This is a genomic window from Pseudomonas sp. CFBP2511, assembly GCF_030209255.1.
GTDB lineage: Bacteria > Pseudomonadota > Gammaproteobacteria > Pseudomonadales > Pseudomonadaceae > Aquipseudomonas > Aquipseudomonas avellanae.
Window position 1 is genome coordinate 148,891 of sequence record NZ_JARVSI010000006.1, and the last position, 19,681, is coordinate 168,571.

The 19,681-nt window shown below is 55.2% G+C and carries 32 protein-coding genes and 1 pseudogene; 25 read left to right on the forward strand and 8 right to left on the reverse strand.

The window, feature by feature from the left end; genetic code table 11:
- The first annotated feature begins 2 nt into the window (after positions 1-2).
- The 4 genes from QRN38_RS27990 to QRN38_RS05460 all read left to right on the forward strand — a co-directional run bounded on the left by QRN38_RS27990 (position 3) and on the right by QRN38_RS05460 (position 2,264).
- Positions 3-311, forward strand: a complete 309-nt coding sequence (locus tag QRN38_RS27990; protein ID WP_054090931.1) for a hypothetical protein — start codon at positions 3-5, stop codon at positions 309-311.
- Positions 311-532, forward strand: coding sequence for a hypothetical protein (locus tag QRN38_RS05450; protein ID WP_057418062.1), 222 nt, complete (start codon positions 311-313; stop codon positions 530-532). The genes QRN38_RS27990 and QRN38_RS05450 overlap by 1 nt, the downstream gene beginning before the upstream one ends.
- A 91-nt stretch (positions 533-623) precedes the next feature.
- Entirely contained in the window at positions 624-1,769 is a 1,146-nt protein-coding gene (locus tag QRN38_RS05455; RefSeq protein WP_057418061.1) for a hypothetical protein, read from the forward strand.
- A gap of 12 nt (positions 1,770-1,781) precedes the next feature.
- A complete protein-coding gene (locus QRN38_RS05460; RefSeq protein ID WP_054090928.1) occupies positions 1,782-2,264 on the forward strand; it encodes a hypothetical protein in 483 nt (160 codons plus the stop codon).
- A 259-nt stretch (positions 2,265-2,523) separates the two neighbouring features.
- Here the strand turns inward: QRN38_RS05460 and QRN38_RS05465 are convergent, their stop codons facing one another.
- Positions 2,524-2,787: a DUF1652 domain-containing protein gene (locus tag QRN38_RS05465; RefSeq protein WP_054090927.1), complete on the reverse strand. Its 264-nt coding sequence runs from the start codon at positions 2,785-2,787 to the stop codon at positions 2,524-2,526.
- A gap of 752 nt (positions 2,788-3,539) precedes the next feature.
- On the opposite strand from QRN38_RS05465, the gene QRN38_RS05470 reads away from it, so the two are divergent.
- A complete protein-coding gene (locus QRN38_RS05470) occupies positions 3,540-3,941 on the forward strand; it encodes a helix-turn-helix domain-containing protein (RefSeq protein ID WP_057418060.1) in 402 nt (133 codons plus the stop codon).
- Between the two features lie 27 nt (positions 3,942-3,968).
- Complete coding sequence (locus QRN38_RS05475; RefSeq protein WP_057418059.1) at positions 3,969-4,271, forward strand: hypothetical protein; 303 nt, start codon at positions 3,969-3,971, stop codon at positions 4,269-4,271.
- Between the two features lie 365 nt (positions 4,272-4,636).
- On the opposite strand, the gene QRN38_RS05480 is transcribed toward QRN38_RS05475, so the two are convergent.
- The gene (locus QRN38_RS05480; protein WP_162839057.1) at positions 4,637-4,774 is read right to left on the reverse strand and encodes a hypothetical protein; all 138 of its coding nucleotides are present in this window, start codon (positions 4,772-4,774) and stop codon (positions 4,637-4,639) included.
- Positions 4,775-4,788: 14 nt separating this feature from the next.
- On the opposite strand from QRN38_RS05480, the gene QRN38_RS05485 reads away from it, so the two are divergent.
- The 5 genes from QRN38_RS05485 (at position 4,789) to QRN38_RS05505 (ending at position 8,011) form a co-directional block, all read left to right on the forward strand.
- A complete protein-coding gene (locus QRN38_RS05485) occupies positions 4,789-5,310 on the forward strand; it encodes a hypothetical protein (protein WP_057418057.1) in 522 nt (173 codons plus the stop codon).
- Between the two features lie 485 nt (positions 5,311-5,795).
- Positions 5,796-6,134: a hypothetical protein gene (locus QRN38_RS05490; protein ID WP_057418056.1), complete on the forward strand. Its 339-nt coding sequence runs from the start codon at positions 5,796-5,798 to the stop codon at positions 6,132-6,134.
- Positions 6,134-6,736, forward strand: a complete 603-nt coding sequence (locus QRN38_RS05495; protein ID WP_057418055.1) for a hypothetical protein — start codon at positions 6,134-6,136, stop codon at positions 6,734-6,736. The genes QRN38_RS05490 and QRN38_RS05495 overlap by 1 nt, the downstream gene beginning before the upstream one ends.
- Before the next feature lie 88 nt (positions 6,737-6,824).
- A complete protein-coding gene (locus QRN38_RS05500) occupies positions 6,825-7,172 on the forward strand; it encodes a YfdP family phage-associated protein (RefSeq protein WP_057418054.1) in 348 nt (115 codons plus the stop codon).
- Positions 7,173-7,198: 26 nt separating this feature from the next.
- Positions 7,199-8,011: a YfdQ family protein gene (locus tag QRN38_RS05505; protein ID WP_057418053.1), complete on the forward strand. Its 813-nt coding sequence runs from the start codon at positions 7,199-7,201 to the stop codon at positions 8,009-8,011.
- 55 nt (positions 8,012-8,066) lie between these two features.
- Here the strand turns inward: QRN38_RS05505 and QRN38_RS05510 are convergent, their stop codons facing one another.
- The 3 genes from QRN38_RS05510 to QRN38_RS05520 all read right to left on the reverse strand — a co-directional run bounded on the left by QRN38_RS05510 (position 8,067) and on the right by QRN38_RS05520 (position 10,059).
- Positions 8,067-8,744: a DUF4145 domain-containing protein gene (locus QRN38_RS05510; protein ID WP_057418052.1), complete on the reverse strand. Its 678-nt coding sequence runs from the start codon at positions 8,742-8,744 to the stop codon at positions 8,067-8,069.
- A 100-nt stretch (positions 8,745-8,844) separates the two neighbouring features.
- On the reverse strand, positions 8,845-9,099 hold the full coding sequence (locus QRN38_RS05515) for a hypothetical protein (protein WP_057418051.1): 255 nt from the start codon (positions 9,097-9,099) through the stop codon (positions 8,845-8,847).
- Between the two features lie 198 nt (positions 9,100-9,297).
- Positions 9,298-10,059, reverse strand: a complete 762-nt coding sequence (locus tag QRN38_RS05520) for a hypothetical protein (protein WP_057418050.1) — start codon at positions 10,057-10,059, stop codon at positions 9,298-9,300.
- A gap of 122 nt (positions 10,060-10,181) precedes the next feature.
- Here QRN38_RS05520 and QRN38_RS05525 point away from each other — a divergent pair, with 122 nt between their 5' ends.
- The gene (locus tag QRN38_RS05525) at positions 10,182-10,787 is read left to right on the forward strand and encodes a phiTE_072 family protein (protein ID WP_057418049.1); all 606 of its coding nucleotides are present in this window, start codon (positions 10,182-10,184) and stop codon (positions 10,785-10,787) included.
- A 51-nt stretch (positions 10,788-10,838) separates the two neighbouring features.
- Here QRN38_RS05525 and QRN38_RS05530 read toward each other — a convergent pair whose 3' ends face one another.
- Positions 10,839-11,600, reverse strand: coding sequence for a hypothetical protein (locus tag QRN38_RS05530; RefSeq protein WP_057418048.1), 762 nt, complete (start codon positions 11,598-11,600; stop codon positions 10,839-10,841).
- Positions 11,601-11,685: 85 nt separating this feature from the next.
- On the opposite strand from QRN38_RS05530, the gene QRN38_RS05535 reads away from it, so the two are divergent.
- From QRN38_RS05535 to QRN38_RS05570, 8 genes are read left to right on the forward strand one after another with little or no spacing between them, the layout of a single operon-like run.
- A complete protein-coding gene (locus QRN38_RS05535; protein WP_057418047.1) occupies positions 11,686-12,459 on the forward strand; it encodes a hypothetical protein in 774 nt (257 codons plus the stop codon).
- Between the two features lie 3 nt (positions 12,460-12,462).
- A complete protein-coding gene (locus tag QRN38_RS05540; RefSeq protein ID WP_144433554.1) occupies positions 12,463-12,804 on the forward strand; it encodes a hypothetical protein in 342 nt (113 codons plus the stop codon).
- Positions 12,805-12,806: 2 nt separating this feature from the next.
- Positions 12,807-13,346, forward strand: coding sequence for a hypothetical protein (locus QRN38_RS05545; protein ID WP_057418070.1), 540 nt, complete (start codon positions 12,807-12,809; stop codon positions 13,344-13,346).
- Positions 13,343-14,002, forward strand: coding sequence for a hypothetical protein (locus tag QRN38_RS05550; protein WP_057418046.1), 660 nt, complete (start codon positions 13,343-13,345; stop codon positions 14,000-14,002). Before QRN38_RS05545 ends, QRN38_RS05550 begins: the two co-directional genes overlap by 4 nt.
- Positions 13,999-14,226, forward strand: a complete 228-nt coding sequence (locus tag QRN38_RS05555) for a hypothetical protein (RefSeq protein WP_054090919.1) — start codon at positions 13,999-14,001, stop codon at positions 14,224-14,226. Before QRN38_RS05550 ends, QRN38_RS05555 begins: the two co-directional genes overlap by 4 nt.
- Positions 14,223-14,903: a hypothetical protein gene (locus tag QRN38_RS05560; protein ID WP_232923959.1), complete on the forward strand. Its 681-nt coding sequence runs from the start codon at positions 14,223-14,225 to the stop codon at positions 14,901-14,903. Before QRN38_RS05555 ends, QRN38_RS05560 begins: the two co-directional genes overlap by 4 nt.
- A gap of 53 nt (positions 14,904-14,956) precedes the next feature.
- Positions 14,957-15,271: a hypothetical protein gene (locus tag QRN38_RS05565; protein ID WP_054090918.1), complete on the forward strand. Its 315-nt coding sequence runs from the start codon at positions 14,957-14,959 to the stop codon at positions 15,269-15,271.
- Positions 15,268-15,978, forward strand: a complete 711-nt coding sequence (locus QRN38_RS05570) for a hypothetical protein (RefSeq protein WP_054090917.1) — start codon at positions 15,268-15,270, stop codon at positions 15,976-15,978. Before QRN38_RS05565 ends, QRN38_RS05570 begins: the two co-directional genes overlap by 4 nt.
- Before the next feature lie 2 nt (positions 15,979-15,980).
- Here the strand turns inward: QRN38_RS05570 and QRN38_RS05575 are convergent, their stop codons facing one another.
- Positions 15,981-16,199 carry a hypothetical protein gene (locus QRN38_RS05575; RefSeq protein WP_057418045.1) on the reverse strand — a complete coding sequence of 73 codons (219 nt, stop codon included), beginning with the start codon at positions 16,197-16,199 and terminating at the stop codon, positions 15,981-15,983.
- A 121-nt stretch (positions 16,200-16,320) separates the two neighbouring features.
- Here QRN38_RS05575 and QRN38_RS05580 point away from each other — a divergent pair, with 121 nt between their 5' ends.
- From QRN38_RS05580 to QRN38_RS05600, 5 genes and pseudogenes are all read left to right on the forward strand, one after another.
- On the forward strand, positions 16,321-16,818 hold the full coding sequence (locus QRN38_RS05580) for a hypothetical protein (protein ID WP_054090916.1): 498 nt from the start codon (positions 16,321-16,323) through the stop codon (positions 16,816-16,818).
- A 46-nt stretch (positions 16,819-16,864) separates the two neighbouring features.
- The gene (locus tag QRN38_RS05585; RefSeq protein ID WP_375233349.1) at positions 16,865-17,071 is read left to right on the forward strand and encodes a hypothetical protein; all 207 of its coding nucleotides are present in this window, start codon (positions 16,865-16,867) and stop codon (positions 17,069-17,071) included.
- A gap of 36 nt (positions 17,072-17,107) precedes the next feature.
- A complete protein-coding gene (locus QRN38_RS05590) occupies positions 17,108-17,350 on the forward strand; it encodes an excisionase (protein ID WP_007244695.1) in 243 nt (80 codons plus the stop codon).
- Positions 17,331-18,434 (forward strand): phage integrase Arm DNA-binding domain-containing protein, encoded by a 1,104-nt coding sequence (locus QRN38_RS05595; RefSeq protein WP_007244696.1) that lies wholly within the window; start codon positions 17,331-17,333, stop codon positions 18,432-18,434. Before QRN38_RS05590 ends, QRN38_RS05595 begins: the two co-directional genes overlap by 20 nt.
- A gap of 78 nt (positions 18,435-18,512) precedes the next feature.
- A pseudogene (locus QRN38_RS05600) lies at positions 18,513-19,091 on the forward strand (response regulator); the annotation flags it as partial.
- A 102-nt stretch (positions 19,092-19,193) separates the two neighbouring features.
- Here QRN38_RS05600 and QRN38_RS05605 read toward each other — a convergent pair.
- Positions 19,194-19,538: a YggL family protein gene (locus tag QRN38_RS05605; protein ID WP_003346101.1), complete on the reverse strand. Its 345-nt coding sequence runs from the start codon at positions 19,536-19,538 to the stop codon at positions 19,194-19,196.
- Between the last annotated feature and the right edge of the window lie 143 nt (positions 19,539-19,681).

The following is a 19,681-nucleotide window of genomic DNA, read 5'->3' on the forward strand; positions in this document are numbered from 1 at the left end:
AAATGAATGTCTTTAGAGTTTCGGTCCTGATAGTCGTTTCCTTTATTGTCTCAAGCTGCGCCAGCAAGCCAAAAACTGAATACGAAAAGAAAATCGAAGCACTCCCAATGCCGGCGACGGAAGCCGAGCGAGTTGAGCAATGTCGGGCAGTTCAGGATCTCGCCAGATCAGCCTTTATAGACGACGTGCTTCACGACGCCCAGCGCACAGACCCCGGCCCTGGCTTCCCGGCTTACGATGAGTCGGTGTATCCAGCGCTTATGCGACGCCATCGTGCAATGAATTGCCCTAGCTTTAATTTGCTAAAGTGATGAGCGCATGGCGAGAACAGGTTTTCCGGAGCAAGGCGAGGATCATTGCCTGGCTGGCGTTACTCATGCTGATTCCTGGCGCGTCCGACTCGGCCTGGCTGGGCGGAGGATCATCCGGCCGCAAGCGGGTCTTCAGTCCGGGTTTCGTCGTATTGTGCGTTTTCGTGGCTGTGGTTGATGTGATAGTGCTGAACCACTTCTATGGTATCCGGATGCGGTGAAGACGGGAAAGGTCCTGCGCTGCGGAGACTAAATCGTAGTTTTCCAACTCTCAACTTGCGATTTTGCGCAAGTCGCCATATCCTGCCAGCCATGAACGAACCTAAAGCAGAATACAAATCCCCAGGGCAGCTGATCACAGCCCTCCTAGCCTCAAAGGGCTGGACAAAACGCGTACTGGCGATCGTCCTCGGGATTGACGAGACCAGTGTTAACCGCCTCACGTCCGATAAGAGACCAGTAACGGCCGAAATGTCCATTTTGCTTGAGGAGCTTTTTGCTGTTCCTGCAGAAGATTTTCTCGCGTTACAGAAATCCTACGACTTGGCAATGGCTCGCATAACGAGCCGACCTGACCCAAAACGGGCAACTCGTGCCAGTATCTTTGGCGGGCTTCCGATATCGGAAATGATAAAACGGGGATGGATTCAAGCCGACGATGTGAGGGACGTTTCCGTTGTTGAGGCAGAGCTAATCAAATTCTTTGGTGTTAACTCCTCAGAAGAGATTCAGGTTCTACCGCATGCAGCAAAGAAAACAGATGCATTTTCGGACGTAACTTTGGTTCAGCTGGCATGGCTGCATAGGGTAAGAACAATTTCCAGCGAAATGCTTGTTCCTAAATACTCTCCAGCAAGCGTTAAGTCTGCTATAGCGCAACTTAAAACTATAATGCCATCCCCGGAAGAAACTAGAAAGGTTCCGAGAATTCTTGCCGAGTGCGGTATAAGATTTGTAATAGTAGAATGCCTTCCTTCAGCTAAGATTGATGGGGCATGCCTTTGGCTTGACGATAGATCGCCCGTAATAGGCATGTCCTTAAGGCATGACCGAATTGACAACTTTTGGTTTGTTCTTAGGCATGAACTTGAACATGTTATATGCGGGCATGGAAAAGCGGCCCCAATTCTTGATAGCAACCTCGAGGGTGAACGGGCCGGCTCCGGTGATGGTATTCCTGAGGAGGAACGGGTCGCTAACCTAGCAGCTTCGGAATTTTGCGTTTCTCAAAAGCTTATGGACGGGTTTATAGCGAGAAAGGCGCCTTACTTTGCCGAGCGCGATATATTGGGATTCGCTAAAACTATTGGAGTCCATCCGGGACTGATTGCAGGGCAACTTCAGTACAGAACAAATCGATACGATCGCTTTCGGTCGCATCTTGTTAAAGTGCGCTCATTTGTTACTCCCAGCGCAATCGTCGATGGTTGGGGCGATATTGCTCCGGTAGGAGTTTAGCCGAGGTTTAATATGACTAACAAAGTTCAAATGATGCAGCGATTGATTCGTCACTACAAAGATGAGACCGGCGAAAAAGAAGTAGACATGCACAAAGTTGCAGAGTTCGCCGTACGCAAAGGCTGGTCTCTGCCAGCGCCGACAAATCCGATGGATGCGCTGGCAAAACAATTCTCGAAGGCCGCTCGGCAGGAAATTCGGCGGGACAAAGATACAGGTAGACCGTACCGAGCAAACCATGCTGTAACATCCACGCAAGGAAATGCTCAGCTGACATTCTGGGTGGATATCGATGAGGCCCCGCGTAGAGTTATCCAAAAGTCGCTTATCAATCGACGGGAGCAAATGGTTGGTGACGGTCTTCAGCTTACGCTGGACGCAGACCATTGGAACAGTGTTAACCCTACCGAGACACCAATTACCATTCCAATGGATTTCACTGACGATATAGAATGGCGTAAGAATACTCCTGAAGGAGATTTAGACGCTGCATAAATTCTTCAGCCCGGCCTAGCGCCGGACTTTCTTCAAGAACGCTTTGCTCACGCCGATAGCCTTGTACTGCATCTCGCAGTGCAAGGAGGCTCTATGAAAAAGATAGCTATCGCTGGCCTGATCGCACTACTTTCAGTTGTTTCAGTCTCCGCCTCGGCATGCCCAAAGGGCACGCATCCAACTGGCGGTACTGGCTCTCACCATAAAGGTGGGAGCTGTAAGTAACAGGAGCCCGGCCTCAGCGCCGGGCTTTTTCGTTCTAAGCCTTTCGCACCCTCTCCTGCCGATCAGACGCAAGCAGTCTCAGTCTCATCTCCCCCTTCACCTCAAGTATCAGCCCAACGATGTCGCGGATCGTGACCAGTGCCGTCGTGTCGATGCCTGTCACAGTGAACTCTTCCGCCTCGCTGGCTGGGTCGGATATCCGGATCGTCATTGAGCCACACTGGGCGAAATCGCATACGCACGTCATCGGCAAAAAAGCAGCCTCAATGATAGGCCTCAGATCCATGCTGGAAGTCATTCGGACCGTCCTTGTCGCAGGCCAGGAGAATTCCTAGGACCTACATTCCGCGGAGTGTAGCCGGGATATTGAATTGTGCTGGCGCTTTGCCTAAACAGTGACAATTGGCCCTGCCATCCAGCGCTCTACACGCCATTCTGCTCCAACCCAAGCCCGCCATTGAGCGGGTTTTTTGTGAGCGTACGAAAATAAATCACATTTCGTGTTGACCACATAAACACAATACGTGATAGTTAGCTCATCGCAGCGATCAACCGCAGCGACCCGTTCTTTAACATCGCCAAAGACAACCCCTGACGCCAGATGGCCGTTGAGTTCAGGGAACAGCACGAAACACAGTCTGCTACCGCGCACGATTACCCGGCGCGAAAGGTTTGCTGGAAAGACAGAAACGAAAACGGAAAGCATCACTGAAATACCCAATGAATTAGCGCCCCGAGCTTCGGCAATGAGGGGTGCCGGACCTCATGCACCCTGCCCACCTAACCGGGCAAACGAGCTGCAGCGTGCATGTTGTAGGGACCTGTGATCCACGGCGAACAGACACAGATGTTGATTGACGCCCTGGGGAGGAAGCTCACCGCCAACCAACGAAGACGATCGGCCAGCCCTGCAATCAACAGCGGGCAGCTGGCCAACACCGCTGACGCGGCAAGCCGCGACCGACGCCAGTAGCGGGTCGCGGTGCACATCATCACCAAAGCACCTGGCTTGCCGGGTGCTTTGGGATGACAACCACCGAGTAAAACGTAATGGACACCACCATCGTATGTGGGGCATGGAGAGGCCACCTCGGCCGTGGTCTTGCGCCGCGAGAGTTGCAGTTTTTGTTGTCAGCAGCCCAAGGCTGCACCGCCAAGGAAATCGCCCGCACGTTCGGCATCGCGCCGGGCACCGTCGTTAAGCGGCTGTCGGTCGCCATGTTCAAGCTGGGCGTCAATCGCCAGACAGCGATGATCGCCGAGGCCATGCGCCGCCAGATCATTTCCCCGCTCTGCCTCATGTTTATGTCGGTGATCGTTCTGCACGCGGTGCTGGGCGATGAATCGATGAAGCGCGAGCGCAGAGCCCCCGAGTCACGCCGGGGCGGTTACGAACAAAAGATCAGCCGAAAGGGTTCGGACAAGATCCGGCCAGTGGCTGCGATCTGCTGAGCATCAATCCAACTATCAGGAGCAAACATGAACAAAGAACAGGTTTACGACGATCAGATCAGCCCTCTGATGTTGCAGATCATTGATATCTGCAAAGCAAAAGGCATCGCAATGATAGCCAGCTTTGACATTGCTCATGACGGCGAAGGCCCGAATGGCGAGGACTGCTCCGGATTGATCTGCAGCAGCCTTATCCCAGATGAAAACGGCGATCCAAACCCATCGTTTATGCAGGCGAATGCGCTCATCCGTGGCCACAGAACAAGATCAACAATGCACCTCGCCACGGTGCACACCGATGGTTCCAAAACCCTGACGGCGTTTATTTGATTTCACTGGTAGCCCTTCTCACGAGGGGCTGACGGGAAATCAACCGAGGGCAACAGCATGTTCAAATTCTTCGCCTGGCTCTTCCGCCGAAAGGCCTCCGCAACATCAGCGCAACCGCCCCGCAACGCACCGGCAAGAACGCCACCCACCAAAACAGCGAGAACAGCGCCGATTGCGGCACCTGCGTCTCCCGCCCCGATACGGCGCGGAAGCTCACCCAAACCGACAACAGCAACCGAACGCCGCACAACTGAAGACCCAATCAGCTCACCTCTGCATCCGCTGAACCCACTCAACACTACGATCTACAGCCACAGCGATACGCCGTCGCGCTCTCACTGCAGCGGCCACAGCAGCAGCGACAGTTACAGCAGTTCAAGCGACAGCTCGAGTTGCTCATCGAGCGAAAGCAGCTCATCCAGCTCCAGCAGCGACTGAACAGCCAGCGTCAGGTTGGCGATTTCACTGGCTGGCCTTGGCGACAGGGCCAGACGGGAAATCAACCGAGGGCAATGCAATGGGTTTGGATATTTCAGTCTTTCGAAAACTGGCCGAGTCGCCAGAGGCGGCGCGCGATAGCGACGGCAATCTGGCAGATTACGATACCCACCGCGAGTTCTACGACAATCCTGACTTTCCAGGGCGAATGGAAGGTTTGAAGCCGGATATGGTTTACCGGATTGGTGGGCACGGGGACGGGCTTTGCGCTGGCGGTTACGGCGGCTACAACCGCTGGCGGAACGAGCTGGCTCAGATGGCCGGGTATCCGCTAACTGAATACGACACGCACTACGGAAAAAAGGCAGAGGGTTACGACGCTGGCGCTTGGGCTGCCGGGTCGGGTCCCTTCTTCGAGCAAATTCAGTTCAGCGACTGCGAGGGCACGATCGGCCCAGTTGTCAGCGCGAAGCTGGCAAAGGATTACGCGGAGTTCGCAGAACGAGCTGAATCGGTCGGAGGCTATTTCTGGGAAAAATATCAGGAGTGGCGCGCCGCCTTTGACGCTGCTGCCGATGGCGGGGCCGTCGTCTTTCACTGAACAACCAGCGCCAGCGTCAGCCTGACGAAAACTGCCCGAACGCCTGGAACGCTTGAACGCTGACCAGCCCGCATCGGAGATTGATCGGAGCGTGCCCAAGCGGGCTGCAGCGCTAGGATCGCAAAGCCCCGGAAAAGTCCTGAGCCGGATTTGCCGGCCAATACCAGAAACGCGGCGGGAACCAAGCAGGGGTTGCGCCCTGGTGTTCCGATCAATCTCCGATGCGGAAGAGTTCAAACCGTTAAATCGGCCCCCTGCATCACCGCAACAGAGCAGATGAATTGCGCCGCCATGCGCAGGCCCGTCGTGCCGCACAAAGCTTAGGGGGTCTTCCCCGAAAACAGTGAATGCCGGGATTGGCACCGGCCATCTGTATCACCCTCCCCCAAATCAAAACGACCGCATCGGCAGGTGCCAGGCCAGTCTCACGGCTGGGTTTGGTCACCCGCGCCTGGTATCTGACCAATGCGGTCAAGGAGCCTCATATGCACCACTCAATCAGCCAGCGTCGTGCAATCCTCGAAGGCCTGCGCCAACGCTGCAACCTTTCCACTGCCGAGTTTTACGACAAGGTCGGCCGGCGCAACCCGGCGGCCCTGCCGCGCTTCACCGTGATTCCGAACGGCAACAACGAGTTCGGCATCGTTGAGCGTTCCACCGGCCTTGTGCGGGCGGTTCATCAAGGCCACGGCGCAGCGTGCAAAGCGGCATCGCACCTTGAAGTCACGCCCGTGCGCCAGCCGTCTTTCGCGTCGTACATGCTGCGCTGGACTGCCGCCATCGCCACCGGCCTGGCGCTGTTCGCGCTGTACGGTGTCAGCTGATGATCAGTCCAGAGCTGAGCACGATTCAGCGCAACAAAGAACGGTCAGCAGTGCTCGAGGCGGAAGTGGCCGAATTCCTCAAGCGCGGCGGCGTGATCGGCACGCTCAAGGGCTTCCCGGTCAGGCCAGAGCCGAAGCGCTATGGCCGCATGTCCGTAACGACTGCGCGACCGCCTGAGCCGCACCGCCGGACCAAGGAAGCGATACGCGCAGCTGCGCCACCGCCATCGCCCCAAAACCTGCCACGGGGCCACGTCAGCGATGAGGTGGTCGCACAGATCCGGCACATGGCGCAGACAACCACCATCACCGACGTGGGCCGCAAAACCGGAGTCAGCCACCACATGCTCCGCAAGATCGCCTCCGAGCACAGGTTTGAGTACAAGCCCTTCGATCCAAGCCCAAGCCTTGCGTGTGTGAAGGCCGCGCGCATAGATCCGGTAACGGATGCTTTGAACGTGCTGCGCATCAAGGAAGCGAGGGACCGCGGCCTTTCGCGCAAAGCCGCAAAAGACCTCATAGGAATCAGCAGCACGCTGATGGAGCGCCTGCTCAAAGACTTTGCCATTGATTACCCGCTGCACAGGATTCGCCGCAAGTGAGGCGCATGCAGTCCCGCGCCAACCATCGCCGCCGCCCCCTTCAACTCAATATCCCACCCAGTGGAATAACGCCCACGGAGCCAAAGCTATGTCGAAAGCGACAGATACCACCGAATTCCTCAACGAACTGAATGGCGGCGCTTTCGCCAGTCAGATCGGCCACGCCCTTTCCGAAGTTGCTGCCGGTGTGGTTGACCACGGCAAGGCTGGAAAGCTGGTCATCACTCTGGATTTCACCCAGATCGGCGAGTCGAGCCAAGTGAAGATCAAGCACAAGCTCGACTACAAAGTGCCGACCAAGCGCGGCACCCGCAGCGAGAACACCAGCCTTGATACTCCGATGCACGTCGGCTCCGGCGGCAACATCACGCTGTTCGCCGAAAAGCATGACCAGCTGTTCACGCGTGACCAGGCACCCATCGTTCCCCGCTCCTAATCGCTCCCCACCACGAGAACTGAAATATGTCCCTCACGAAAGAAGCAATTCAACTGATCATCGATGACGCGCTGATCGCCCAAGGCAAAGACCTGGGCACCACCGTGCCAACCATCGTTCTGCCGGAAGGCGCGAAGATCGTGAACCTTGAGCAATTCGGCGCAGGCCGCAGCCGCTTCCGTGGCACCTTCTCCACCAACTCCCTGGCGGACTTCGCCAAATACGTGTCCGACCGGGCGGTCGCCGACGCAAAAGGCTTCATCAATCAGGACGAAATGACCTGTTCGGTGCTGTTCAACCTAGGCAACGAGGAAGTGCCAGGCCACGCAGATGACCGTGCCGTGCTGAAGCTCAAACCCACTGCTGCCTACCAGGCCGTGCAGGCCATCAGTGGCCGGGCCATGTCGCAGAAGGATATGAGCGACTGGATTGAAGACTGGCACAGCACGCTGTCGGCGGTCGGTGATGAGCTGCAGAACATCCCGTTGGCCAAAGCCATCGCAGCCGTGCGCACCATCACGGTCAAGGCATCGTCGGAAAGCGATCACACCGTCAGCGAGACACGCGCCAGTCGCAGCGCAATGGATGCCATCGAGGCGACCAGCAAGGAAACCTTGCCCACGTCGCTGATCTTCTCGGCAGTGCCGTTTGAAGGCCTGCAACTGCGCGAGACCATCCTGCGAATCTCGGTCATCACCAGCGGCGCACAGCCGGTGTTGAAGCTGCGTTGGGTCGGCGAGGACGTGCAGCGCGAAGAGATCGCACAAGAGTTCAAGTCGGTGCTTGAAGCGAAGGTGGGCGATGCAGCTCAACTGGCGTTAGGCAGCTTCTCTGCATAAAAATAAATTACCAGCGCCCCGACTGATGCATCAAAAGTCGGGGAGCTTCAGAATATCAACTTTTATCTTCTGGAAAAACCGAGCTTGCAAGTTTAGGATGAACGTACACGCTATCCAAGAGGTTATCTACAACATCCATCGCCAAATTAAGTTGATCTGCGCTGCTCACATGCGCATCATGAGCTGAGTCATTTCCCATGGAGCGAAGCTTGTGCAGAATATAAGAACCTGACGGAGTCAAAACCCCTAGACTGACTAGATTATCAATTTTCTTGTACAAATTTTCACCTTCGGCTTTTTTATCCTTGCATATCATCTCGATTAGGACACGAACACCAAGCCCCGCCAAAATTTTTTGACCACCATTAAGCGCCTGAATTAGCTCCTCGTAGGCGGCCTTGACTTTTATTGGCAAAATACTCACACCTTTCAGTTTGAATCGCCCAGCAGTTCTGTATGGATAAACCGCCACATCCACATAATGAACATTCCTATCAAGTTCAAGATCATAATGATACTCTTCGGAATTAGATGACTCCTTACGAAAAGATATATCATCGCAATTCTGACACTGAACAACTTCATACTCAGTAATAGCAAAAATCAAGTCATATTCGTCTCTTTTACGAACCGAGGTCAGAACTATGTGCTTCTGATCGATTTTACATGTCTCACAAATCAAACGCCTTGACATATTAGAAGTATGGTTCTGAATATAGGTTATTCCATCCATGTACAACATTCCCCCAAGAAAATTTTAATAGTTGTTACATAACTGTAGCTCACCTCCCCAGCCAATTTGCCACCATAGGACACGGAGGGAGATGACCTGATTATTCAGGATTCTTCTGTGAGCCTTCGAAGTCGATAGGGCCTGTATGGATGAAAAGCGCGGCATCCAACCCCTCTACTTTTTTCCGAACCTGATCTGGGGTCTCGATTGAAAAGTGAACCGTGTACCCGCTGCCAGAATCATGCCTCTGGATGTTCGTGACGTATTGAGCGACCTCCCAAGCATCCAGGCCGATGGCCCTGCCGAGTATTCCGTTGCGGCGAACTTGGTCTGACTCTTCTGGCTGACTGTTCATGATCACTCCTTGAGCCGGCCCTATGCCGGTCATCATCTATAGCTCACCCCCAACCAATTCGCTACGGACAAACACTGAATACACTTATTTCGTCACGCCTCACTGCAGCGCACGCTTGCTCGATAATCGCGTGCTGGTGCATGCGAGGCAGCAGGATTGTCATTCCAAACATGAGCACCATTGAACGGAGTACAGAATTCATTTTAAAAAACCTTTATATCTAACCAGTTTTAGATTAATAATCTTATCTGAATTCTTAGGTATAACATAAGTATTTCCATTGTAGTGACCCTCGTCTACCCCGCCCAGTACAAATCGATCACCGTAATTAGAAAGCACAGCGTAAACTTTTCCATCCATAGTAAATGATGGATATGCTACTTTAGTGTTGGCAACACCTATTCCAACTCCCCTAATAATTAGAGAAACCATCACAACCATGAAAAACGCCATAACCAAACCAAAAAAACCATGCCAAATAGTGGGATCTCCCGAGGGCGTGCGCTCTCCATTCCGTTCTTGAATGCCTTCTGAGTCCGCCGCAGCTGCCAGAGCATTCATCCAGCCAATCTTCCGAGCCTTAATGGCTACCACGATGACTGATATAGTAGAAAAAAACACCGCAAATGCCAGGCCTACCCAGATCAATAGCGATGTGAAGCCGCTAACATAAAGGCACATAAGCATCGGCAATGGCATGACCATCTTGATAGCAAACCATCTACTGTGGCGACTTTTCGTCGAGCCAAGCTTAAACATTACGTAGCAATAGCCGACTAAAGGCACTAAAGATAACACCACGACAGCAATGCCTATCACCATTGCTTTCAGATCAACATCAATCAGCTCGTGGGATATCCCAAAAGTATCTGCATAACCCGTTTCATACATATAGCAAACCCAAAAGGAGGCTATTGAAAGCAATGCCAGCAAAAATCCCTCTTTACGCATGAATTCCATTAAATCATCCCCTGTAATAGTGATTAGAGTTTGAAGAACACTCTCCTATCGCCCTTCATACCTTATTCAATACCAATTTGCCACCACCAGACACGGAGGGCGGCGCATGCCTGGAGATTGCCATGAAGATCGAAACAAGCACCGTCACCAAATTGGTGATCTCGGACGTGCCGCGACTTGATCCTATAACCGTTTTTCTCGAAGACTTCGGCCGCCGTGACTGCCCAATTGAAGGCAACCCTGGCTACCAGGCAGCGCAGGGAAAAATCACAATCAACTGCTGGGACAAGAGCTGGAACGCCTACTGGGGAGGAATGGGGCCGCGCACTGTGGCCCAGTTCGTGACGAAGTGCGATTCAGGTTACGTTCTCAACTGCCTGAGCCGCGGACTCGACAGCACGCGGTTCAGCGGTAATGCGCTCAAGGCGCTGGCCGCCAAATGTGTGATCGAGCGCCGCCGCCATCGGAATATGCACACTTGGGAGAATGGTTCGCTGGACGCAGAAGACGCCAGAAATCTTTGGGACCGCATCGAAGACCTGAGCGGTATCGAAACCCAAAACGATTGCTGGCAATACAGCGATTTTCTGACGGACCTGTTTGGTGATGAGTGGCATTACCCGGTCGGCGAGCGCGCCGTGGAGCGCAACCACGAATACGACTATCTGCTGCGTATTGTTGAAGCTGTTCAGCAAGCATTGGCCGAACCAGTCGCCAAGGCCGCGTAACCCTCACCTATTGCGCTGAACGCCTCGGCAGGAGCATGCCTAAAAGCGGCCTTAATGAAACGAATCTGCCTGGGTGCGCAAATGATCTCGTAGCTCGTTAATTACTTCGGATGCCCGCTGACTAGGAATTTTGTGGAACCATTCTGCATCGTAAATATCCCTAAGCTTTTCGCGCAAAACGTCTCTATCAGAAATCTCATGACTGAGTTTTTTGGCGGCATTACTCAGTTGCTCTGACATCACTGCAGGAACGATTAGCTGCTCTAAAAAAAGGGCGAACTCTCGAATTTGGCTAGCAGAATTATTAGTAAAAAATATATCAACCTCATAGGTAACGGCCTTTAAATCAACGATCAGATCTTTCCAGACTAGGTAATGATCCTCCATTTTTACGAGATTTTCGTTATGAGTCTGTAGGCATAGCTTCTTGTACGCGGCGTCGATATTTGCAATACGGCTCATAGCTAAAGAAGCATAGACCCCAGAAGTTATCGTGTGGTGAAGTTGCAAATGTGTCAACGAAGAAACCATCAGTCTTGCAAGCCTCTGAAATATTAGTATTTTTTCTTTATATTCAGCACGCTGCCAGTCTGCTTTTGTCCGCTGATGAATAAGCTCGCTTTTATAGCTTTCCAAAGGTTTCGCAAACTCGGCCCTCACACCTTCCACGATTCGTGTCAGCTGACCTGAGTCCTCGATATTAGCTAAATTTCGTGCTTTCCACTTAACATAGGAACCGAAGTACGGAAGGGCAAACTCCTTGATTGCCACCCCAACCACCAGAATCACGTTTGCAGTTAGCAGATACTCCATAAATCATCCTACTTTTTGCGCTTCAAATTAATAAAGCAGTAATACCTCACTTCAACGACTCACGCCACCCCGGCGAGGATGAACTATGCCTGATCATTTACCGCGCATTGTCTGCCAGTTCAGCTGCGGTGCTGCCTCGGCGGTGGCAACGAAACTGGCCCTGGCCGATTACGGCGCAACTCATGACGTGCAGATCCTCAACGCCTACCTGGCCAACGAGCATGAAGACAATCGGCGCTTTCTGACCGACTGCGAGGCTTGGTTTGGGCGACAAGTGACGGTGCTGCGGGATGAAAAATACGGGGCCGACATCATCGAAGTGTTTCGCCGAGAGCGCTTCATGAAGAGCCAGTACGGAGCTCCCTGTACGAAGCTGCTCAAGCGCCGCCTACTCGATTCTTGGAAACAGCCAGGTGACGTCATGGTGTTCGGCTACACGGCAGAAGAAGTCGACCGACTTGATGACTTCAGAGAGCGGAACCCAGATCGCCCAGTCATCGCTCCGCTGATTGAGCGCGGTCTCGGCAAAGAAGATTGCAAGGCAATGATCCAGCGCGCAGGCATCGAGCTGCCTCTCATGTACCGGATGGGCTACGACAACGCCAACTGCATCGGCTGCGTGAAAGGTGGCGAGGGTTACTACCGCGCCATCCGGCAGGACTTTCCCGTGCAATTCGAAGAGCTTTGTGCGGTGCAGGATGAATTAGGCCCAGGCAGTTACCTGCATCGAAACCGAAAAACCGAGGAAAGGTTCTCGCTCAGGGACCTCGGCGATGGCCCTATCAGGCGCAACGAAAAATTGCCGGCGTGCTCATTCTTTTGCGAAATGGCTGAGGCCGACATTATAGCGAGATCATGACCGATGAATTCCCGAAACACAGAAACCTACTGGATCGAACTGCACCTCTCTGGCCCGATCGAAGTGGCAAAACAAGTGATACGGGCTGAATGCCTGCGCCAAGGGCTATGCGTAACGATACAACCGACCACCTTTGTTTACACCGGTGGCGAGGAATCGGGCTACACCGTTGGCCTACTGAACTACCCGCGATTCCCATCTACACCCATCGATCTCGAAAGCAGAGCACGGGCACTTATGGATTTGCTGCTCAGCGCCACTTATCAGCACTCAGCGCTAATGGTGACTCCAAGCGTGACGGAATGGATCACGAACCGCCAATCACCGACGCCAAACCCGGAGTAATCATGATCAATCTCTTCTGGCGACTGCTCGCCAAGGTACTCGCGCGCCCGGCAATCGCTGCCTGGCTCATCACCCGCGCCAAGCGCACCCCATACCTGCACATACAGTCAGCTGATGGCCAAGAGGTGTACATGGGCCGCTGGTGGCTGTTCAACGCCTACGACCGGGAGACCCACCTCGGCCGCATCAGCTGGTGCCCCTGGTCGATCCGCGTGCACCACATCATGCGGCCTGACGCCGACCGGGACCTGCACGACCACCCGTGGAATGCGCGCACGGTGATCCTGCGTGGCTGGTACACGGAACAGAGGCTGCTTGATGCAGGCCTTCCACCAGGCACAGCCATGGAACTCACCGGGTACATCGACCGGATGCCGGGCGACACCGCACGGCTCAACCACGGCGAATACCACCGCATCGACGAAGTGTCGCCCGGCGGCGTGTACACGCTCTTCATCACCAGCCGCTGGAAAGGCGACTGGGGCTTTCTGGTCAACGGCGTGAAGGTCGCTTGGCGTGAATACACAGGGGAAAAATCATGAGCAAGCATCCAATACCGGGCTGGCTTCGTAGCCAGTTCAGTCGCATCGAGGACGAAGTTCAAGAGCTCGGCCCCTGCGGAGTTTTCACGCAGATGCGCACCGTTACACAGACTTACTTTGAGCAGCAGGCCGCAGAACGCGAACCGCCAGCGCTCGGCGGCGTTCCTGATGGTATTGGCCTGCAACGGATCGTGACCGAAGCGTTGATGGGCATGATAGCGGCAGTGACGAGTACGAGCCCGCCAGCAAACGAGCCGCCTCCACCGTTTATTCAAGCGGGAATTGATCGCGCCGTTAGCCGGGTCAGCGCCCACTTCGCCCCTCTAAAGGCCGAGATTGAGCACTTGCGCGCAGGAGGCGCTTTGATTGTTCAGCACATGAACGATTACAAGAAAGAGCGCGACCAGCTCAAGGCCGAGGCGGAGACATTATCTGAAACAACAATGGCTCAGGAATCAATGATTGAGCAACTGAAAGAAGAATCTTTTGAGGGGCTTTACAACGCTGCAATCGATGAGCGCGACCAGCTCAAGGCGCGGGGTGATGCGCTGCATCGAATGCTCGGCCTTGCATGGGGCAGCGGCGACGTAAGCGCAGAAGATTGCAGGAAGATCGATGCCGCCCTGTCCAACCCAGCCGGGAGCGAGCCGGCATGACCGACGTCAACGTAATGCTCTGCACGATCCATGACCTGAGATTCGAGCAGCCGAATTCATGGTACGAAAAAGGTCTGGGTGAGGCTGGCTGCCTGGTGTGCATGGCTGAGCGACTCAAGGCCACGAGGGATGACCTGGACAAGGCAATCGCCCACCGAAAGGTTTTGCTCCAGGCGATTGACTTGAAACTCACGCTACAAATCAATGAGGCAGGCTGGTCATGACCAACAAACCGAACGACGTGCGTGTGTCGCGTGAGCTGCTGGAGCGTATGCGCCAGCGCCTGATCGATGTTAACCAGATAGCTGACTTCGGACCCGAGCTATTTGAGATTCTCAATCGCCGCGCCCTGCCAGCCGACCAGCAGGGCGAGCCGTTCCAACCTCGCGTTCAGCCGTGGATGGAGGCGTGCTTCGGCGCTGAAATATCGTCGGATCGCCAAGAGCGCAATCATCGTTTTCTCGAAGAGGCTCTTGAGCTTGTTCAGGCGGGCGGAGCAACGGCAGACGAAGCGCACCAGCTCGTGGATTACGTGTACGGCCGGTCAATCGGGGAGCCCGCCCAAGAAGTCGGCGGCGTAATGGTCACGCTCGCGGCGCTGTGTTTGGCGAATGAACTGGATATGCATTCGGCTGCCGAAACCGAGCTGGCGCGCATCTGGACAAAGGTAGATCAGATCCGCGCCAAGCAGGCCGCGAAGCCGGCGATGTCTCCGCTCCCTGGAGTGTACCCGGATCGCCACGCCCAGCCAGCCACGGCGAAGGTGGTGATGCCTGAACGCCTTGACCTACCCGCACGTGACGAGTTTGAAAGCGCTGACCAGCATGCAGCGGCGGTTGGCGAGGCCAAGAATTGGAACGCCTGCCTTGATGAAGTCGCCAAGCTGAACACCCCGCATTAACCCCCCCTCTCAATCAATTCAATGTCAGCCGCGTGTGCGGCAAGGACGAAGTCATGCCCGAAGAAAAGTTGATAGGCCCCGTCGAAGTCACTCGCGACGAGGACGGCTACTGGTATCACCCAGGAATCCCGAATTTCGATGAAGACCATGCCGCCTACAAAGCCTGGCTTGATGACCAGCAGTTGAAGGTGGTCGGCTGGCACATGGATGCCGAACTTGAATCGCACCCTTACTGGGAAGAAGGAGCAGCTAACTGCCTCGGCTGGGAGCCTGAAGCACCCGCTGAGCCCGGCTGGTTTCTTCTGGGCATCTTCGATACGGACGACGGCCCATACGTGCAGTGGGCGCAGCGGCTGGTGACGCCATGACCCAGGCCAAGGAAAGACCGATCCTGTTCAGTGCGCCGATGGTGCGCGCCATCCTGTCCGGCCAGAAGACGGTTACGCGGCGAGTGGTAAAGCCGCAGTACTGCGAAGGGCCGTGGTCCGTAAAGCCAGCACTTGAGTCGCGTCATTCTGGCCATAGCCACGACTGGTGGCTGCCTACCGGATCCCAGCCTTATGCAGCCCTGCCTAAATGCCCATACGGCAAGGCGAGCGACCGGCTGTGGGTGCGAGAGACGTGGTCAGATGTGAATTTGCAGGGCGCACCAGGCATCGCGTATCGAGCAGACGCCGACGTGCGCGACTTGATGGAAGATGCCAGCTTCCTTGATGAGGACGGCGCATTTAACTACGACGATCCGCGCTCGAAGCCCTACCAATTTGCCTGCTGGTCAGAAGATTTGCTCGGCGGCAAAGAAGGCCGGTGGCGCCCATCCATCCATATCCCTCGCTGGGCCAGCCGCATCCTGTTGGAAATCACCGACGTGCGCGTCGAGCGATTGCAGGACATATGCGAAGAGCAGGCACTGGCCGAGGGCGTCATGAACTGTAAACAGGACATCGACCCAGACGGAAATGACTACTCGCCACAGGAACTGTTCGCCGGGCTCTGGACGATGATCAACGGCGACGGCTCATGGCGATCGAACCCGTGGGTCTGGGTCGTCGAGTTCAAGCGCGTGACGCCGTGAGCCTACCGCACGATAAAGATCAGCTCTCCCCTGTCAGTCATCGCCATACCGTACTTGAGCCGGCCCAGGTACTGCTCGTGCATTGAGTAGACCCGGTCGTCGATGATTCTGAAAATCAGAATTCTGCCCGACCAAATGTTGCCGTCAGCACCGCGCTGACCCAGCTTGGCGTTATACGGCCCGTAAACCTCGTTCGTGGTTGTGGTGCATTCCATGACCATGCATCTCCTTGATGCTACCCCAGCTCCTGCTGGCTGCCTGGACGATAGCAGTGATCGGCAACACCTGCCTGATATCCCCTTTCCCTTTACAGCCTGCCGCATCGGCGGGCGAGGTATTTTTATGGCCAGTCCAAAGCACCACCTGCGCGAAGCAATCATAAATGCCCTTCCTGACATTGCCGTGCAACTCCCACTCGACTGCGAGCTGTTCGTAATCGCTGTTCGCCCAGGCAGTGACGACTTCGACCTGGTCCTGCCATCGCCGGAAGCGAACCTGAACAACGCTTTTGATGCTCTCCGCCGAAACGGTCTGAGCATTGACGGAGACAACGCGTACAAACGCGATCTTCTGGATGCGGCAGTGGGCGCGATGGGGTTTGGCTTTCAAGGCACGAATCCACCACCTCCCGGCCACTGGGGTGAGCGCTTCTATGATCTTGGACGCGCCGAGGCGGAGTTGCGTGAAGAACTGGTGGCAGCACTAAAGCTCACACGAGAAAACCTCCGCGCATGCCAGGCAACCATCCACCTGCGCGGCGGCTTCGATCCCGCCTACGTCAACGATGCGCAGGCGGCCATGAAAGTGGCTGACGCCGTGCTGAGCAAGACACCTCAATAATCCTTCCCTACAGAGCCTGCCGGTGATCGGCGGGCGAGGACTCCACATGCCTACCATGCAAATGGCCTACATCATCCCTGCCGCGATCAAGTGCCCGAAGTGCGATTACAAGGGGCACGGCCAGCTTATTACGACCCGCGCCGTTTACTGCCCTCAATGCTTCGACGACTTCATCCGTCAGCACGTACCCGTACTGGTGCCAGACCCCGAAGGCAAGCCGTTCGATCCGAGCAGCCTAACCGTCAATCTGTAACCCCTTCCGCCGCCCAACGCGGCCCGGAGCAATATCATGAGCAAAGTTACCCTCGACGAGTGGGCGGCAGACCAGTTCCGGACGCCGCCCAGTCTAAACACACTGCGAAAGTGGGCCCGCGAAGGCCGGATAGCGCCAGCGCCTGTGAAGCATGGCCGCAGCTATTATGTCGAAGCCGAGGCGCAATACAGCGAGCCTGAAAAACCCGTTGTCCGTATTACGGGCGGCAGCCTGATAAGCCGAATAGAGAGTGCACGTAATGGTCCCAAGGCCGCGTAACGCTGGGTCGAAAGACCTGCCGCCCAACCTTTACCGTAAAACCGATAAGCGTAACGGGCACACCTACTACACATACCGAGATCCGGTTACCGGGCGAATGTTTGGCCTGGGCAAGGACAAGGCGGCAGCAATCATGGAGGCTGTTGCCGCTAATCATGCCGATGTGCTTAAGCCGACGCTGCGAGAGCGTCTTGCCGAGCCTATTGCAGAGCAGGACCGAACATTTGCCGATTGGCTTGTTGAGTACGATCTGATCTACCCAGAAAGAGGATTGAGCTCGCATACGACTCGCAGCATCAAAAGTAGGCTCAAAGCACTCAAAGATGCATTCGGTAGCAGATACTTGCGCAGCATACGGACGATGGATATTGCTACATTTCTCGCGACCTTCACCAAGGCAGGGAAAGCGCCAATGTCCAAGGCTTTACGGTCGCTACTGCGAGATGTTTTTACCGAAGCCATTGCAGCTGGATGGTGCGACCTGAATCCGGTTGATGCGACGAAGGCGGCACGCTCAAAGGTGAAACGCTCACGCTTGAGCCTTGAGCTCTGGAAAGCTGCGCATGCGGCTACCGATAGACCTTGGCTGAAAAGAGCAATGGAGCTTGCCCTGCTAACGGGCCAGCGCAGGGATGATATTGCTTCGATGCTGTTCAAGGACGAGTACGACGGCTTCTTGCACGTCGTTCAATCAAAGACCGGCGCTCGTCTGCGGATCAGCACGGCCCTCAGACTCGAGGCGATAGACCTTGATCTGTCGAGCGTCGTGCGAATGTGCCGAGACAGGGTTTTGTCAAAGCACCTGGTCCACCACACGAGGACAGTCGCAGTTGCAAAAGCAGGGAGCCCAATAAAGCTGACCACGTTGACTCTTGCGTTCGCTCAGGCCAGGGACAAGGGTGCCGCAGCTCTCGGAATAGACCTTGGGGAGAACCCGCCAAGCTTTCACGAAATGCGCTCGCTTGCTGCACGACTCCATTCGGCAGAAGGCCGTGATCCTCAGAAGCTGCTGGGTCACCGCAACGCAGCGATGACTGAGATGTACAAGGATGGTCGCGGGTCTGAGTGGATCGACGTCGCGTGATTCGTTTTAGGGATATATTGGGGGAGTTTTGGGGAGGATTTTATGCCCTTTAAAATCAATTAGTTACGCCATCGTGATGTTCCCGACTGCAACATGCCGATCATGAACGGCTATGACATGACCTCGGCACTGCGCACTCATGAAAGCGTGACGGAGCAGCCACGCTGCCCCGTGTGGGGTTTCACGGCCAATGCCCAGCCTGACGAGATCGAGCGCTGTCGCGCAGCAGGCATGGACGACTGCCTGTTCAAACCCATCAGCCTGTCGATGCTCAGCGAGCGGTTGACGGCGATCTCTCCACTGGCACGTGCGCATCCTCCGTTCAGCCTAGACAGCATCAGCAGCCTGACCGGCAACCGCCCGGAAATGGTCGAGCGCCTGATCACGCAATTGCAACACAGCAACCATGAAGATCGGCTGGTGCTCGCCAGGCTGATGCCTGACAACGACCGTATCGAAACACGTGAGCTGGCCCACAGAATCAAGGGCGCTGCGCGCATTATCAGTGCGGCCAGCGTGGTACGGGCCTGTGACGCGCTTGAACTGGCCTGCGAACCGGACGTGCCGGATGAGCATTTCCACACCTGCAAGCAGATTGTCGAACTGGCGATGATCGAACTTGAGGACGCGCTGATGCTGCAACAGGCGAAGACCTGACTGCAAAGCGCTGGAGAAGACGTAAAAAACGTTGAAACGGCGGGCTTTAACGGGGGGGAGGAACAGCCAGGGAAGCAGGCGTTGGCCTGCTTCCCTGTTACATCAGGCGGCCGGATTGATTTCTTTTTCCGGGTACCAGACGTCGATCAGCGGGCTGACAGTAACTTCTGTCAGTTCGCTGCGGCCTTTGAGCCAGGCTTCAACAGCAGCACGCTGCTCTTCGCTGACCGAGCCGCGCTTGCTCAGGCAAACCAGACCGAAGTCGTCGCCGCCCACATAACCAAGACCGTTGGCTTCCATTGCTTCTTTCAGGAAAGCATCAAGGAACGCATCGATTGCCTTGTCATCCAGCTCTTGCTTGAAGTCCAGGTTCAGTTCAAAACCCAATTCCTGGAACTCGTCCACACATAGTTTTTTGCGCAGACGGCGGGAGCGGTTAGTGGCCATGGGACAATCCTCATCAATAAATATCGGGCGGCACTTTACCAGCTTGGCGACTTAAAAGCCCGACAATTGCGGTGTACAACGCACACAGACCATTTTCGGGGCCATGCAAGCGGGCTCGATAAAAAATAGCGTTAACTGGGGTG

Excerpts from the sequence above, each read along its gene's own strand:
- QRN38_RS05495 (WP_057418055.1), top strand. The coding sequence starts at position 6,134 with ATGATCAGTCCAGAGCTGAGCACGATTCAGCGCAACAAAGAACGGTCA.
- QRN38_RS05455 (WP_057418061.1), top strand. The coding sequence starts at position 624 with ATGAACGAACCTAAAGCAGAATACAAATCCCCAGGGCAGCTGATCACA.
- QRN38_RS05605 (WP_003346101.1), bottom strand. The coding sequence starts at position 19,538 with ATGGCCACTAACCGCTCCCGCCGTCTGCGCAAAAAACTATGTGTGGAC.
- QRN38_RS05485 (WP_057418057.1), top strand. The coding sequence starts at position 4,789 with ATGGGTTTGGATATTTCAGTCTTTCGAAAACTGGCCGAGTCGCCAGAG.
- QRN38_RS05500 (WP_057418054.1), top strand. The coding sequence starts at position 6,825 with ATGTCGAAAGCGACAGATACCACCGAATTCCTCAACGAACTGAATGGC.
- QRN38_RS05565 (WP_054090918.1), top strand. The coding sequence starts at position 14,957 with ATGCCCGAAGAAAAGTTGATAGGCCCCGTCGAAGTCACTCGCGACGAG.
- QRN38_RS05520 (WP_057418050.1), bottom strand. The coding sequence starts at position 10,059 with ATGGAATTCATGCGTAAAGAGGGATTTTTGCTGGCATTGCTTTCAATA.
- QRN38_RS05505 (WP_057418053.1), top strand. The coding sequence starts at position 7,199 with ATGTCCCTCACGAAAGAAGCAATTCAACTGATCATCGATGACGCGCTG.
- QRN38_RS05590 (WP_007244695.1), top strand. The coding sequence starts at position 17,108 with ATGAGCAAAGTTACCCTCGACGAGTGGGCGGCAGACCAGTTCCGGACG.
- QRN38_RS05465 (WP_054090927.1), bottom strand. The coding sequence starts at position 2,787 with ATGACTTCCAGCATGGATCTGAGGCCTATCATTGAGGCTGCTTTTTTG.
- QRN38_RS05550 (WP_057418046.1), top strand. The coding sequence starts at position 13,343 with ATGAGCAAGCATCCAATACCGGGCTGGCTTCGTAGCCAGTTCAGTCGC.
- QRN38_RS05460 (WP_054090928.1), top strand. The coding sequence starts at position 1,782 with ATGACTAACAAAGTTCAAATGATGCAGCGATTGATTCGTCACTACAAA.
- QRN38_RS05530 (WP_057418048.1), bottom strand. The coding sequence starts at position 11,600 with ATGGAGTATCTGCTAACTGCAAACGTGATTCTGGTGGTTGGGGTGGCA.
- QRN38_RS05490 (WP_057418056.1), top strand. The coding sequence starts at position 5,796 with ATGCACCACTCAATCAGCCAGCGTCGTGCAATCCTCGAAGGCCTGCGC.
- QRN38_RS05510 (WP_057418052.1), bottom strand. The coding sequence starts at position 8,744 with ATGGATGGAATAACCTATATTCAGAACCATACTTCTAATATGTCAAGG.
- QRN38_RS05515 (WP_057418051.1), bottom strand. The coding sequence starts at position 9,099 with ATGAACAGTCAGCCAGAAGAGTCAGACCAAGTTCGCCGCAACGGAATA.
- QRN38_RS27990 (WP_054090931.1), top strand. The coding sequence starts at position 3 with ATGAATGTCTTTAGAGTTTCGGTCCTGATAGTCGTTTCCTTTATTGTC.
- QRN38_RS05560 (WP_232923959.1), top strand. The coding sequence starts at position 14,223 with ATGACCAACAAACCGAACGACGTGCGTGTGTCGCGTGAGCTGCTGGAG.
- QRN38_RS05580 (WP_054090916.1), top strand. The coding sequence starts at position 16,321 with ATGGCCAGTCCAAAGCACCACCTGCGCGAAGCAATCATAAATGCCCTT.
- QRN38_RS05575 (WP_057418045.1), bottom strand. The coding sequence starts at position 16,199 with ATGGTCATGGAATGCACCACAACCACGAACGAGGTTTACGGGCCGTAT.
- QRN38_RS05535 (WP_057418047.1), top strand. The coding sequence starts at position 11,686 with ATGCCTGATCATTTACCGCGCATTGTCTGCCAGTTCAGCTGCGGTGCT.
- QRN38_RS05570 (WP_054090917.1), top strand. The coding sequence starts at position 15,268 with ATGACCCAGGCCAAGGAAAGACCGATCCTGTTCAGTGCGCCGATGGTG.
- QRN38_RS05585 (WP_375233349.1), top strand. The coding sequence starts at position 16,865 with ATGCCTACCATGCAAATGGCCTACATCATCCCTGCCGCGATCAAGTGC.
- QRN38_RS05555 (WP_054090919.1), top strand. The coding sequence starts at position 13,999 with ATGACCGACGTCAACGTAATGCTCTGCACGATCCATGACCTGAGATTC.
- QRN38_RS05595 (WP_007244696.1), top strand. The coding sequence starts at position 17,331 with ATGGTCCCAAGGCCGCGTAACGCTGGGTCGAAAGACCTGCCGCCCAAC.
- QRN38_RS05475 (WP_057418059.1), top strand. The coding sequence starts at position 3,969 with ATGAACAAAGAACAGGTTTACGACGATCAGATCAGCCCTCTGATGTTG.
- QRN38_RS05545 (WP_057418070.1), top strand. The coding sequence starts at position 12,807 with ATGATCAATCTCTTCTGGCGACTGCTCGCCAAGGTACTCGCGCGCCCG.
- QRN38_RS05525 (WP_057418049.1), top strand. The coding sequence starts at position 10,182 with ATGAAGATCGAAACAAGCACCGTCACCAAATTGGTGATCTCGGACGTG.
- QRN38_RS05470 (WP_057418060.1), top strand. The coding sequence starts at position 3,540 with ATGGACACCACCATCGTATGTGGGGCATGGAGAGGCCACCTCGGCCGT.
- QRN38_RS05540 (WP_144433554.1), top strand. The coding sequence starts at position 12,463 with ATGAATTCCCGAAACACAGAAACCTACTGGATCGAACTGCACCTCTCT.
- QRN38_RS05450 (WP_057418062.1), top strand. The coding sequence starts at position 311 with ATGAGCGCATGGCGAGAACAGGTTTTCCGGAGCAAGGCGAGGATCATT.